This is a genomic window from Bradyrhizobium sp. USDA 4354 (assembly GCF_054060315.1).
Window position 1 is genome coordinate 842921 of record NZ_JBSSDC010000001.1, and the last position, 13631, is coordinate 856551.

General features: G+C 64.6%; 13 protein-coding genes. 10 read left to right on the forward strand and 3 right to left on the reverse strand.

Features of this window, described 5'->3' with window-relative positions:
- Positions 1 to 36: 36 nt before the first annotated feature.
- From ACVIIV_RS03985 to ACVIIV_RS04015, 7 genes are all read left to right on the forward strand, one after another.
- Positions 37 to 786: an ABC transporter ATP-binding protein gene (locus ACVIIV_RS03985; RefSeq protein ID WP_456748661.1), complete on the forward strand. Its 750-nt coding sequence runs from the start codon at positions 37 to 39 to the stop codon at positions 784 to 786.
- Complete coding sequence (locus tag ACVIIV_RS03990) at positions 783 to 2309, forward strand: permease (protein WP_456743012.1); 1527 nt, start codon at positions 783 to 785, stop codon at positions 2307 to 2309. Before ACVIIV_RS03985 ends, ACVIIV_RS03990 begins: the two co-directional genes overlap by 4 nt.
- A gap of 79 nt (positions 2310 to 2388) precedes the next feature.
- On the forward strand, positions 2389 to 2643 hold the full coding sequence (locus ACVIIV_RS03995) for an AbrB/MazE/SpoVT family DNA-binding domain-containing protein (protein WP_456743013.1): 255 nt from the start codon (positions 2389 to 2391) through the stop codon (positions 2641 to 2643).
- Entirely contained in the window at positions 2640 to 3035 is a 396-nt protein-coding gene (locus tag ACVIIV_RS04000; protein WP_456743014.1) for a type II toxin-antitoxin system VapC family toxin, read from the forward strand. Before ACVIIV_RS03995 ends, ACVIIV_RS04000 begins: the two co-directional genes overlap by 4 nt.
- A gap of 71 nt (positions 3036 to 3106) precedes the next feature.
- The gene (locus ACVIIV_RS04005) at positions 3107 to 3919 is read left to right on the forward strand and encodes an MBL fold metallo-hydrolase (protein ID WP_456743015.1); all 813 of its coding nucleotides are present in this window, start codon (positions 3107 to 3109) and stop codon (positions 3917 to 3919) included.
- 70 nt (positions 3920 to 3989) lie between these two features.
- Complete coding sequence (locus tag ACVIIV_RS04010; protein ID WP_456743016.1) at positions 3990 to 4934, forward strand: EamA family transporter; 945 nt, start codon at positions 3990 to 3992, stop codon at positions 4932 to 4934.
- A gap of 71 nt (positions 4935 to 5005) precedes the next feature.
- Complete coding sequence (locus ACVIIV_RS04015; protein ID WP_456743017.1) at positions 5006 to 5527, forward strand: hypothetical protein; 522 nt, start codon at positions 5006 to 5008, stop codon at positions 5525 to 5527.
- A 108-nt stretch (positions 5528 to 5635) separates the two neighbouring features.
- Here ACVIIV_RS04015 and ACVIIV_RS04020 read toward each other — a convergent pair whose 3' ends face one another.
- Positions 5636 to 6091, reverse strand: a complete 456-nt coding sequence (locus ACVIIV_RS04020) for a cupin domain-containing protein (RefSeq protein WP_456743018.1) — start codon at positions 6089 to 6091, stop codon at positions 5636 to 5638.
- 236 nt (positions 6092 to 6327) lie between these two features.
- On the opposite strand from ACVIIV_RS04020, the gene ACVIIV_RS04025 reads away from it, so the two are divergent.
- Entirely contained in the window at positions 6328 to 6879 is a 552-nt protein-coding gene (locus ACVIIV_RS04025; RefSeq protein WP_456743019.1) for a hypothetical protein, read from the forward strand.
- A 278-nt stretch (positions 6880 to 7157) separates the two neighbouring features.
- Here the strand turns inward: ACVIIV_RS04025 and ACVIIV_RS04030 are convergent, their stop codons facing one another.
- Together ACVIIV_RS04030 and pcaB are read right to left on the reverse strand one after the other, a co-directional pair.
- Positions 7158 to 8414, reverse strand: coding sequence for an aminopeptidase (locus ACVIIV_RS04030; protein ID WP_456743020.1), 1257 nt, complete (start codon positions 8412 to 8414; stop codon positions 7158 to 7160).
- A 113-nt stretch (positions 8415 to 8527) separates the two neighbouring features.
- Entirely contained in the window at positions 8528 to 9889 is a 1362-nt protein-coding gene (gene pcaB, locus ACVIIV_RS04035; protein WP_456743021.1) for a 3-carboxy-cis,cis-muconate cycloisomerase, read from the reverse strand.
- Positions 9890 to 10371: 482 nt separating this feature from the next.
- On the opposite strand from pcaB, the gene ACVIIV_RS04040 reads away from it, so the two are divergent.
- Positions 10372 to 11928, forward strand: a complete 1557-nt coding sequence (locus ACVIIV_RS04040) for a winged helix-turn-helix domain-containing tetratricopeptide repeat protein (protein ID WP_456743022.1) — start codon at positions 10372 to 10374, stop codon at positions 11926 to 11928.
- A 121-nt stretch (positions 11929 to 12049) separates the two neighbouring features.
- Entirely contained in the window at positions 12050 to 13630 is a 1581-nt protein-coding gene (locus ACVIIV_RS04045) for a GMC family oxidoreductase (protein ID WP_456743023.1), read from the forward strand.
- Position 13631: the final 1 nt, after the last annotated feature.

The window sequence follows — 13631 nt, forward strand, 5'->3', positions numbered from 1 at the left end:
GTCTCGGGCGATGCAGAACCGGATGGTGTGGCCGTCATGAAGCCGGACAACTCGGCCCTGGAAGTCCTGGGGTTAACGAAGCGTTTTGACCGTCTGGCGGTCGACAGCCTCGATCTCACCGTTCACGCCGGCGAATTCTACGCGCTGGTCGGCCCCAACGGCGCCGGCAAGACCACCAGCTTGCGGATGGTTGCGGGCCTGCTGCGCCCCGATGCCGGCGCGGTCTCGATCTTCGGCATCGATGCGCTGCAGAATCCCACCGCCGCCAAGCAGGTGATGGCGTGGGTCTCCGACGAGCCCATGATCTACGACAAGCTGACCCCGCTCGAATATCTCGAATTCGTCGCCGGGCTCTGGGGCATCGCTCCGTCGGCCTCGGAACCGGTCGCGCAGGAGCTGCTCGGCTCCCTCGGGCTCGAAGCGCACCGGCATCAGCGCTGCGAGGGCTTTTCCAAGGGCATGCGCCAGAAGGTGGCGCTGGCCGGCGCGCTGGTGCACGATCCCCGCCTCATCATCCTCGATGAGCCGCTGACGGGGCTCGATGCCGTCTCCGCCCGCCACGTCAAGGGCCTGCTCAGCGAGCGCGTCCGCGCCGGCTGCACCGTCATCATGACCACCCATATTCTCGAGGTTGCCGAGCGCATGGCCGACCGCATCGGGGTGATCGCCTCCGGCCGCCTGGTCGCGGAAGGCACGCTCACCGAGCTGCGCCAGCAGAACGGCCATGCCGACACCAGCCTGGAAGATCTCTTCATCGCGCTGGTGACGCTTCAGGCCGCGGCATGAGCTCGGCAACCGCGCTGTCCTGGTTTGCCCGCCACGAGCTGCGGCTCGCCTGGCGCGAATGGTTCGCCATGATGACAGGCGGCCGGCGCAAACGTACGCGCGCTGCGGTGATCGGCCTCTCCTGCTTCGCCGCGCTGCTGCACCTGCCGGCCTGGGCGGTGATCGGCCGTTTCGCCGACCTGCAGCTGCCGCTCGACAAGTCCTCGCTGATCGTGATTTCGGCGACGATCCTTCTCGCCTGGACCTTGATGCTGTCGCAGGCGATCGAATCGGTGACGCGGGTGTTCTACGCCCGCGCCGATCTCGACCTGATCATGTCCTCGCCGGCGACGCTGGCCAATCTGTTCTCGGTCCGCATCGCCGCGATCGCGCTGACCGTCACCGTGCTCGCGCTGCTGTTCTCGACGCCGTTCATCGACGTGCTGGTGATGGGCGGCGGCGCGCGCTGGCTTGCCGCCTTCGGCGTCGTCATTGCGATGGGCCTATCGGCCGCGGCGATCGCCATCGCCGTCACCATCCTCTTGTTCCGGCTGATCGGCCCGGCGCGAACGCGCCTGGTGGCCCAGATCCTCGCCGCGATCATCGGCGCGGGCTTCGTGATCGCGCTTCAGGTCGCCGCGATCATGTCCTACGGCACGCTGTCGCGCTTCACCATCCTGACCTCGGGGAGCCTTGCCGCCTACGCGCCCGATCTCGACAGCATCTGGTGGTGGCCGGCGCGGGCGACCATGGGCGACAGCGAGGCGCTGCTGCTGCTTCTCGCGCTCGCTCTGGTGCTGCTCGGAAGCGTGATGGCGATCTTCTCGCACCGCTTCGCCGACACCGCGATCGATGCGGCGGCGTACGGCACGTCCGGCCGCGTCCGCGCGAAGGAGCGCCCGTTCCGCGACGGATCGCGCCAGCAGGCGCTGCGGCGCAAGGAGTTCATGCTGCTGTGGCGCGATCCCTGGCTGATCTCGCAGACATTGATGCAGCTGCTCTATCTGGTGCCGCCGGCGCTTCTGCTCTGGCGAAATTTCGCCGACAGCTCGGCGGCGCTGACGCTGATCACACCCGTCATTGTGATGGCGGCGGGACAGCTTGCCGGCGGGCTCGCCTGGCTGACGATCTCGGGCGAGGATGCTCCCGATCTCGTCGCCACCGCGCCGCTGATGTCATCCAGCGTCATCCGCGCCAAGATGGAGGTGGTGCTGATCGCGATCGCAGCGATCTTCGGTCCGCTGGTCACGGCGCTGGCCTTCGCCTCGCCATTCCAGGCGGCAATCAGCGCCGGCGCGATCATCGTCAGCGCGGCCTCGGCAACCGCGATCCAGCTCTGGTTCCGGGTGCAGGCCCGGCGCAGCCAATTCCGCCGCCGCCAGACCTCGTCGCGGCTTGCGACCTTTGCCGAAGCTTTCTCCTCGATCGGCTGGGCCGCCAGTGCCGCACTGCTGCTCGCCCTGCCGATCGCCGGTGTGCTCAGCGGCCTGATTACAGCCGGCATCGTCGTGACGACTTGGAAGTTCAGCCCAAGGCGCGAATAGAGCACGTGCCTGGCCGGCTTGAAAGTAAGGCTGATTTACCTTACATTTCCGGACATCCTCAGGAGCTTGCGAGGCAGCCATGGGTGAACTCACAGTCACCGCTAAGGGACAAGTCACGTTGCGGAAAGATTTGCTGGAGCACCTAGGCGTGCATCCCGGCGAGAAGATCTCGATCGAAAAGCTTCCGGGCGGGCGCGTCGAGGTGAAGGCAGCCCGGCCCACAGGAAAGATCTCGGATGCATTCGGCATCCTGAAGACAAAGAGTGATGGGCGGTCGCTGTCTATCGAGGAGATGAACGAGGTCATCGCTGACGGCTGGGCCCGCAAGCAATGAAAATCACGCCCGACACCAATATTCTGGTGAGGGTCCTCGTCGAGGATGATGCCGAACAGAGCAAGGCAGCCCAGGCCATTCTCAAGAAGGCGGACGTGATAGCCATCTCGATCACCGCGCTATGCGAACTGACCTGGGTTCTCTCGCGGGGCTACAAGATTTCTGCTGCCGACATCACGATTTCAATTCGACGCTTGATCAATGCCGCCAATGTAGCAGTGAATCGCCCGGTAGCGGAAGCAGGATTGGCGCTGCTCGACGCCGGTGGCGATTTCGCCGACGGCGTCATTGCCCACGAAGGTAACTGGCTTGGAGCCGACACCTTCGTGTCTTTCGACAAAAAGGCCGTGAAACTGGCTAAGGCAGGCGGCGGATTGGCGCGGACGCCTTAGCACGGCATGACGTTACGAGGATTCGGCGATACACTGATTGGACTGCCTGCTGTACCATGGACAGTCTTGTGATGACCCGACTATTGCTGACGGCTCTTACGATCCTCGTTTGGCTGGTCACCCCTGCCGTTGCCCAGCAGCCACAGCGCAGCGAATGCCTGGCGATGGCCAATTCGGCGCCGCGGGTCATGCCGGTCGTCTTCAGGCAGGCGGCGGCTGCGGCCGAGGTCGAGATCACCTATGCCGGCCACTCCACCTATTTCATCGACACGCCCGCCGGCTTGCGCATCGCGACCGACTATAGCGGCGCCTATCAGGTGGGGCGGCTGCCCGATGTCGTCACCATGAACCGGGCGCACAGCACGCACTATTCTTTATATCCCGACAAACGAATTCCCCATGTGCTGCATGGCTGGAGCGAGGACGGCAAGCCGGCGATCGTGTCGGAGCGCATCAGCGACACCTTCATCCGCAACGTCACCACCGACATCCGCCGCTATTTCGGCGACGACGTCGGCACCGACATGATCCGCGACGGCAATTCCATCTTCATCTTCGAGGCCGCCGGCCTCTGCATCGGCCATCTCGGCCATCTTCACCACAAGCTGGACGATAGCCATTTTGCCCAGATCGGGCGGCTGGACATCGTGATGGTGCCGATCGACGGCACCTACACCATGTCGCTGGACGGCATCTCCGAGATCACGAAGCGGCTGCGCGCCTCGGTGGTGCTGCCGATGCACCGCTTCGCCACCCCGCTCGACGACTTCATGCGCCGGATCGGCCAGCAGTTCGAGATCGACCGGCGCCTGGAGCGCTCGTTCCGGATGTCGCGGGATGCGCTGCCGCCGAAGCCGACCGTGATCATCCTCGACGGGGTCTGAGCGCCAAAACCGGAACGCATCAACCGTCAACGACTTGGTTGCTCCGAGACCCACGTCAGTCGGAGCAATCATGAGCAGACAGTTCCTGGTCATCGGCTCATTTGCGGCCATCTATCTCCTCTGGGGTTCCACCTATTTTGCGATCACACTGGGCCTGAAATCGATACCGCCGTTTCTGCTGATGGCACTTCGCTCGTTCTGCGGCGGCATCATCTTGCTCGCCTTCAGCGGCCGGCACGTCGCGAGCGCGCCGGGGCAGACATGGCTGCAAGCGGGCCTGTGCGGGCTGCTCTTCTTCGTCGGCTGCCACGGCGTTCTCGCCTTCGCACAGCAATCGGTTCCCTCCGGCGTGGCCGCCATTGTGCTCGCCACGATTCCGTTCTGGATACTTCTGGCTGACACGCTGTTTCCGGGCGATCAGCGCCCACGGCCGATCGCGCTGCTCGCGCTCGCGCCCGGCTTCGTGGGCGTCGGGCTTGTGGCATGGCAGAATGCAGAGCAGGCCGGCATCAGCATGCTTCCCATCGTCTGGCTGCTCGCTGCGGCCCTGTCGTGGTCGATCGGCACTGTGTTGTCGCGCGGCATGTCGCGTCAGGCATCCGCGATCTCGCTGTCGGGCATGCAGCTATCGATCGGGGGCGCCGTGTTGTTCGCGATCAGCTGGCTAACGGGCGAGCTTGAGAGCTTCAGACCGAGCGAGGTCTCGATGACGTCGATTGCAGCGACGCTTTGGCTGATCATCTCCGGCAGCGTGATCGGATTCGTCGCCTACAATTGGCTGCTCGAGAACGTGTCGACCTCCTTGGTCTCGACCTATACCTTCGTCAATCCGGTGATCGCGGTGCTGCTCGGCACCGTCGTGCTCGGAGAGCCGTTCTCTCGCATGATGCTGGTGGGCGCGGGTCTCGTCATTGTCTCCGTTATCGTCATCTGGCGCGCTGAACGCTCGAGCGATCGGCGGACGCACGCCGAGGCCGATCGAGCCATGAGGTATCTGTCACTGCGCAAGACCTGACGACTGATGGCAATTTTCTCCAAGTTGCCTGCGGCTCGTTCGTGCTGAAATCTCCGCAACAGGAGAGCAACATGAGCGATTTTGCGAGACTTCTTCACGCCAGCGCGCCGCATCCCGAACACGAGGCCGCGCTTCGGCTTTACGGCCGTTTCGTCGGCGACTGGGACGCCGAGATCACTGCCCATGCACCGGACGGAACGAGCCACACCGCGCCGGGCGAGATCCATTTCGGCTGGGTGCTGGAAGGTCGTGCGGTGCAGGACGTCTGGATCATTCCCCGGCCGGCCGGCAGCCCGGCCTTTCCGATCGCCGGCAATTGGTATGGCACGACGCTGCGCGTCTACGATCCGGCCATCGATGCGTGGCGGATTTCCTGGTTCGATCCTGGCCGCCGCGTGTTCCGCCAGCAGATCGGCCGTCCGCGCGGCGAGGACATCGTGCAGGAAGGCACGACCGAATCCGGCGAGCTGACGCGCTGGAGCTTTACCGGGATCACGGACGATTCCTTTCATTGGCTCGGCGAGGCAAAGTCGGTAGCAGCGCAGGATTGGCAGCTGATGGTGGAGGTGAAAGCACGACGGCGCAGGCCATGAACATCGGTGAGGCCACGAGATCGAAACGAGAAGAGGGGCCGGGATGTTGATCCCGACCCCTCTTCGTCTTGGCCGCTGGGAAGCGTCCTTGAAACCTTATTGTCCGCCTTAGCCGGCACCCATCAGCGAGGCCGGACGGCGCTCGCCGGTTAAGGCGAACATCTTCTTCAGCTTGTTGACGACGCGGATCAGGAAGCCGATCATCACCGGATTGGTCTTGCGGCAGAAGGCGATCTTCTTGACGTGGCCTTCCACATGCCATTTGGCATGCGCGCCGTCGCGGAAGAAAATGACGTCGCCGGGGCCGTAGCGCTTGGGGGGCATGCCGTCGCTTTCGAGCACGATCGATCCTTCCATGATCATGATCGTCTCGTCGATGTCGTAGTACCAGTTGAAACGGCCCTCGGTGCAGTGCCAGATGATCGTCTGCGCGGTGCCGTCGGCGCTGGTCGACAGGACGCGCGAGCGGGATACCGGATTGCCCTCGATGATCCAGGACGGCTCGATCGGCCGCAGCTCGAGGTCCACGTTGCAACTGCCGATTTCAATCAATGCGCGCGTCATCTGCTTCCCCAGGAGAATATAATATGAATGGCCGGGTCTCGGCCCGGATTGCTTTGAAAGAAGTTGGGACGCTAGTAGCGGGCTTTTAATTCTTTCTTACACGGTGTTCGAGAATCAGCCCCTAGTTGCAGGTCCGAAACGGTTAACGCCACGATTTCTCTGCGAATTCGCACACATGAACCGATCTTTCCCCGGGTGCGACAAAGTGCGCGAAGTATTGGGAAGGAGCCGCACCGATGTCCCTCACGCCCGAGGTTCTGACAGCCAGCAGCGTGGTCGTCGCCGGGCTTCGCAGCCTCGATGTCTCCTTCGCGCCGGACGAGGAGCCCTGGTTCGCCATCGACGGCATTGAAAGCCCGCGGCATATCGGCAGTGACGGCTCCGGCAGCACCTTCGTTCTGCTGCCGTCGCAGAACGTGCTCTACGTCTCATCGCAGGGTCGCGCGGGAATGATCGCGGAGAGCTTTGAGGCATTCATCCAGCTCGTCGTCGCCTGCTACTGGCTCGACATCCTCAAATTTTCTGCGGGCGGCGACCTTGCCGAAATGCGGCGCGCGGCGGATGCGCTGGAGGCGACGCTCGACGACGAGGATGAGATCAATCAGGCGCGCGAAGCAATCCGCGGCGCGCTCGGCCTGCCGGACGCCGCTGATCCCGTTGCCGCGCTTTACGAGGCGGTGGCCGCTTCCGACGCCATCGTGCGGGCCACCGATGGCAGCCCGTTCACGACGCTGTTCAACCGCTTCAGCATCGACAGCAATCCGATGCTGCGCAACGCGGCCGCGTGAGGCGGTGGAGAGACTGTCGCGAGCACGTTCACCTCTCCCCGACGGGACGCCAAGTCGCATATGGCACTTTGGACGGCCTGTGCGCACGCCTCGTCCTTCCGACCGCTCCGCGGTCTACTCAGGATGAGGCTAATCGACGTTGGCGCCCGCTGAAGTAACTGCCGCACACTCCGTCCTCATCCTGAGGAGCCCGCACAAAGCGGGCGTCTCGAAGGATGGCCGCAGGGAAGCTGCTACCATATGCGATAGCCCTGCCTCTACGGAAGAGGTGAAGCGCGTTACTTCGCCCATTCACCCTTGCGGAACACGGGCACCTTGCTGCCGTCGGCCAAGATGCCGTCGATGTCGGTCTCGGCCGAGCCGATCATCCAGTCGATATGGATCAGGCTCTGGTTGCCGCCTTGCGCCGCGATCTGCTGCGGCGTGAGCTGGGCGCCGTTGACGAAGCATTTCGAATAGCACTGGCCGAGCGCGATGTGAGACGCCGCGTTCTCGTCGAACAGCGTGTTGTAGAACAACAGTCCGCTCTGCGAGATCGGCGAGGAATGCGGCACCAGGGCCACCTCGCCGAGGCGCCGCGCGCCCTCGTCGGTGTCGAGCACCTTGTTCAACACCTCGGCGCCGCGCGAGGCCTTGGCGTCGACGATCTTGCCATCCTCGAAGCGCACGGCGATGTTGTCGATCAGCGTGCCCTGGTAGGACAGCGGCTTCGAGCTCACGACATGGCCGTAGACGCGGCGGCAATGCGGCGTGGTGAAGACCTCTTCGGTCGGGATATTGGCGTTGCAGCTGATGCCGTTCTTGGAGAGCGAGGCGCCGCCTTCCCATTCGTGGCCGTCGGCAAGTCCGATGGTGAGGTCGGTGCCGGGACCGGAGTATTGCAGCGCGCGAAAACGCTGGCCGTTGAGCCAGTTGGTGCGCTCGCGCAGCACCGCATTGTGGCTCGCCCAATTGCCGATCGCGTCCTCGCGATCGACACGGGACGCGGCGAAAATCGCATCAGCGAGCTTGCCGACCGCGACGTCCTCGGGATCATCGGGGAACACCAGCTTCGCCCAGGACGGGCTCGGATAGGCGATGATGTTCCAGTTGGTGTCGAAATTGACGATCTTCTCCAGCGCGGGCTGATAGGCCATCGAATTGGCCTTGCTAGCGCGCGCCACTTTGGAAGGATCCTCGCCCGACAGCAGCATCGGGTTGTCGCCGACGATGGCGAGCCGTGCGGTGTTGTCCGAGAACGCCTTGGCCATGCCCTCGTAGAGCCAGCCGGCGGCACGATCGAAGCTGTTGTCGTGGCCGTGGCGGTAGCGCGCCAGCGTCATCTCCTCGTCCGACAGGATCGGCGTCACGAGGCCGGCGCCGGCCTTGTAGGCATGCACGGCGATCCGCCGCACCAGCGGCAGCGCGATCGCGGGCGCCGTCAGAAGCAGGTCCTGCCCCGGCCGCAAGCCCAGGCCCACCTTCACCGCCACCTCGGCCAGCCGGTCGAGCTTCGCGGGATCGATGGGAGTGGAAGTATTGCGTTGATCAGTCATGCCGGGCCCTCTGCCGAAAGTCTCTCGCTCAATCTAAGTCTAGCATCGCGAGGTGCAAGTACGCGAGCACCTTGCGACACGGAGAAGATACGCAGTTTCACGCATATTGGTTTTCAACGCGTTGCCGATTTCAGCACCCGGTCGACCATCGCGGGAGCAAGGCCGAGGTAATTTTTCGGTGAGGTGAGCGCCTCGATCGCGGCGCGATCGATGCGGCTCGATATCCGTGAATCTGCGGACAGAGCATCAGCAAGGCTCACTCCCTTCTCGTTGGCCTGACGGCAGGCGTCATAGACGACATCATGCGCCTCCTGCCGGCCGATCTGCGGCGCGAGCCCCATCATGACCGCTTCGGCCACAATCAGGCCGCGGCTGATGGCGAGATTGTCGTTCATCTTCGCCTCGTCCACGATGAGGCCTGCGAGCGCAAACTTCGCCTGGTGCAGCGCGCCGGCGGTCAGCACGAAGCTTTCGGGGATCGCCATCCATTCGGCGTGCCACGGACCGGTGGCACGCTCGAAATCCTGCACCATGGCGTCGAGCATCAGGCCGGCGTGCTGGCGCACCGCCTTGGACGCCGCAAGCATCAGTTCCGATGAAATCGGGTTGCGCTTCTGCGGCATGGTCGAGGAGGCCCCGCGGCCCTTGACGAAGGGCTCGTAGACCTCGGCGAACTCGGTCGAGGCCATGATCATGATGTCGAGCGCGATCTTGCCGAGCGAGCCGGTGACGAGGGCGAGAAAATTCACGCCTTCCGCAAATCCGTCGCGCGCGACGTGCCAGGTCGAGGCGGGAACGCCGAGCTTCAGTTCAGCGCAGAGTGCCTCCTGCACCTCGAACCCCTTGTCGCCGAGCGAGGCCAGCGTGCCTGCAGCGCCGGCGAACTGGCCGACCAGCACGCGCGGCTTCAGCTGCGACAGCCGCTCGGCGTGGCGATCGAACATCGCGAGCCAGATCGCGGTCTTGTAGCCGAACGTCACCGGCAGCGCCTGCTGCAGATGGGTGCGGCCCGCCATCGCCGTGTCGCGATGGCGCTTCGACAGATCGGCGAGGATCTTGCGCAGCTCGGCGATGTCGCGTTCGATGATATCGAGCGCGGCGCGCAGTTGCAGCACCACGGCGGTGTCCATGATGTCCTGCGTGGTGGCGCCCCAATGCACGTAACGACCGGCCTCGCCGCATTGCTTCACCATCTGGTACACCAGAGGGAGGATCGGGTAGCCGACGACATCGGTTTCCTGCCTGAGCAGGTCGAAATCAAGTGCGGCGACGTCGGTTCGTGCTGCGATCGCTACCGCCGCCTCGTGTGGGATCACACCGCACTTCGCCTCCGCCTTCGCCAGCGCCACCTCGACCTCGGCATAGCGTGCGACCGTCGCGACGTCGGAGAATACCTCGCGCATCTCAGGCGTGCCGAAGGCATCGCGAAACAGCATGGAGTCGAGCACGGTGGTCGAGGCGGGAAAGGCAGGCATTGGCGTTTCTTCGTGGTTGGCGATTTGTGGGGGCAATAGCTTACGCAGCCGGCGCAGTTCGGCAAAGGGCATTCACCGTTTTGCCCCATCGCGCGACACTAAGACGGCGCGCCTCCTTGTTGCTCCGTCATCCTCGCGCCATGGCGAAGCCATTGTCGCTGGAGGTGCGAGGCGTGCGCTGCGGAGCAGCGCACGAAGAGCCTCGAAGGATGAGCGGCCGCGCTATAGCCGGGCCGTCCATCCTTCGAGGCCTCCGCTGCGCTCCGGCGCCTCAGGATGACGGTGCTGGGCGAAGCAGATCTCGGCGGCCCCCGCCCGCTCCATTCCAGCTGCGGTCGTATTCCCCTCCGGAAATGGCATGGCTGCCATCACGCGATCGCGATGAACCAAGCGCCCCCTTCGGCAGACACACGATTTTCGACCCGAATTTCAATTTTGTCATTTTGTTTGCCCGATTTTGTAATGAGGTCTGAGTTTTCGACGTGCAGTTTCTGTTCCGGGACCATCTTCTCGATACCGACCGGCGCGAGCTGAGCCGCGAGCAGGTTCCCATTGCCGTGGAGCCGCAGGTTTTCGACCTCGTCGTCCACCTCATGCAGAACCGCGACCGGGTGGTCAGCAAGGACGAGCTGATCGACAAGATCTGGCACGGGCGCAGCGTCTCCGAATCCACCCTGACCAGCCGGATCAACGCGGCGCGCAAGGCGATCGGCGACAATGGCGCGAACCAGGCCCTGATCCGCACCATCACGCGCAAGGGTTTTCGCTTCGTCGGCGATGTCCAGACACAAATCGGCGCGGTCGCGCCGGAACCGGTCCGCATCGCCCAGCCTCAGGCAGCCTTCGCGCTGCCCGAGCGGCCCGCGATCGCCGTGCTGCCCTTCACCAATATGAGCGGCGAGGCCGAGCAGGATTACTTCTCCGACGGGATCAGCGAGGACATCATCACCGCGCTGTCGAAGCTGCGCTGGTTCTTCGTCGTCGCGCGCAACTCCTCCTTCGTCTACAAGGGCCGCGCCGTGCACATCCACGAGGTCGCGCGGGAGCTCGGGGTGCGCTACGTGGTCGAAGGCAGCGTGCGGCGAAGCGGCGGGCGGGTGCGCATCTCGGCCCAGCTCAACGACGTTTCGACCGGCAGCCATCTCTGGGCCGAGCGCTACGACCGCGAGCTCGCCGACATCTTCGCCGTGCAGGACGAGATCACCGAGGCGATCGTCGCCGCCATCGAGCCGCAGCTCTATGCCGCCGAGAGCTTCCGCGCCCAGCAGAAGCCGCCGGGCAGCCTGGACGCATGGGATCTCGTGATGCGCGCGCTGTCGCGTTACTGGCGCATTACCCGCGAGGACAATGCCGCTGCACAAAGGCTGCTGGAAGAAGCCGTCGCGGTCGATCCCGCCTATGGCAAGGCGCTGGGCCTGCTCGCGACCAGCCATATCTTCGGCGCGCATATGGGATGGGCCGACATGGCCGCGACCGTGCCGGTCGCCGAACGTGCGGCGCTCGCGGCGGTGGAAGCCGATCGCGAGGATGCCTGGGCCCATCACGGCCTTGCCTACACCTATCTGTTCCGCCGCCGCTTCGACGACGCGCTGGCAGAATTCGAATTGGCCTTGAGGCTCAATCCGAATTTCGCGATGGCGCATGCCTTCCACGGTGTGACGCTGTGCTATGCCGGACGATGGCAGGACGGCGATGCCGCCGCCCGCCGCGCGCTGCGGCTGAGCCCGCGCGACCCGCTCGCGGCGATCTATTGCGGGGTTGCAGCCTATGCCCGGTTCGTCGGCCGCGACTACGAGGGGGCCGTGCAGATGGCACGGGAATCGATGCGCCAGCGCGGTGATTTCGTCGGCGCGCACCGCGTGTTGACGGCCGCCGCCGGCATGCTCGGCGATCCGGCGCTCGCGGCGTCCGCCCTGGAAGGCCTGCGCCGCGCCCAGCCCGAGCTCTCGCTTGCCTGGATCACGCGCGAGCTGCCGATGCTGCGGGAGGAGGATCGCGCGCATTACCTCCAAGGCTTGCGGCGCGCGGGCATGAAGTAAAACGCGATGCTGACGGCATACCCTCCCCTTGTAGATGGGGAGAGGAATTGCAGTGTGCCGATCCGCAAAGCACGAATCTTGCAAGCACTCCGCGACGTGAATGTTCGCGGAGAGCTCTTCAATGTACGACACGATCATCGTGGGCGCCGGCTCGGCCGGCTGCGTACTGGCCAACAGGTTATCGGCCGATCCAAATCGCAAGGTTCTGGTGCTGGAGGCCGGTCGCGCGGCCCCGCCCGCCTCGGACATTCCGTCGGACTGGCCGACGATGTTCAACACGGCGGTCGATTGGGGCTTTCACACCGAGCCGCAAGCAGGCTGCCGGGGACGGCGAATCTTCTGGCCGCGCGGCAAGATGGTCGGCGGCTCCGGCGCGATGAATGCGATGATTTATATCCGCGGCCTGCCGTCGGACTACGACGGATGGGCGCGGGCGGGCTGCGCAGGCTGGGCCTGGAGCGACGTGCTGCCGAAATTCATCGCCTTCGAGAACAATGCCCGCTTTGCCGACGATCCCTTCCACGGCACCAGCGGGCCGCTGCACGTCGCCGACGTGCCTTATGTCGACCCGAACGAGCTGAAATGGCTGGAGGCAGCGCAGGCCGCGGGGCTTCCGCACAACCCCGATTTCAACGGCGCCGCCCAGGAAGGCGTCGGCTTCTTCCAGTTCGTCATCAGGGACGGCGAGCGCTTCGGCACCGGCAAGTCCTATCTGCGCCCGGCGCTGGCGCGTCCCAATCTCGTCCTCAAGACCGGCGCACGCGTCACTCGCATCCTCATCGAGCGCGGCCGCGCGATCGGCGTCACATATCTCGACAATGGGCAACTGAGGGGCGCCTTTGCCAGCGGGGAGATCGTGCTCGCCTCCGGCGCCATCGGCTCGGCGCAACAACTCCTGCTGTCAGGCGTCGGCCCCGCCGACGAATTGAAGGCGGTCGGCGTCGACGTCGTGCATGATCTGCCCGGTGTCGGCAAGGATCTCCAGGATCACATCAACATTCCCATCACCTTCTACACGAAGGAGAGAATCGGCGTCGGCGCCTGGACCGACGAAAGTCTCGCGGCGAGCCTTGCAGAGTGGCAAGCGCACCGCAGCGGTCCGCGCACCTCGCCCTGGGTCGCCGCCGGTGCCCATGTGCGCAGCCGCCCCGACGTCGAGCCCGATCTCCAGCTCTATGGCGCGATCAGCCCGCACCGGGACTATGTCCGCTTCCTGTCGTCCAAGCCGGGCATCACCCTGCATGCGACCTTGCAGCGGCCGAAGAGCCGCGGCCGGATCACGCTGCGCTCGGTCGACCCGATCGAAGATCCCGCGATCGACCCCGGCTATTTCGCGTCGGACTCGAGCGGCAGCGACATCGCGACCATGGTCGAAGGCGTACGCATCAACCGTCGCATCGCCACGCAATCACCGCTCAAGGAGATGATCGAAAGCGAGGTCACGCCGAGCGCGGAAGCGATCAGCGAAGCCGAGATCGCCGACTATATCCGCGGCCATTGCACGACGCTCTATCATGCCGCCTCGACATGCCGGATGGGCACGGACGACCTGGCCGTCGTCGATCCCGGACGATTGCAGGTGCGCGGCATCGACGGTCTGCATGTCGCCGACGCTTCGGTGATCCCGATCATGATCTCGGGCAATATCCAGACGCCGACGATTCTGATTGCCGAATGCGCAGCGGCGGCAATCCTGGGCTAGG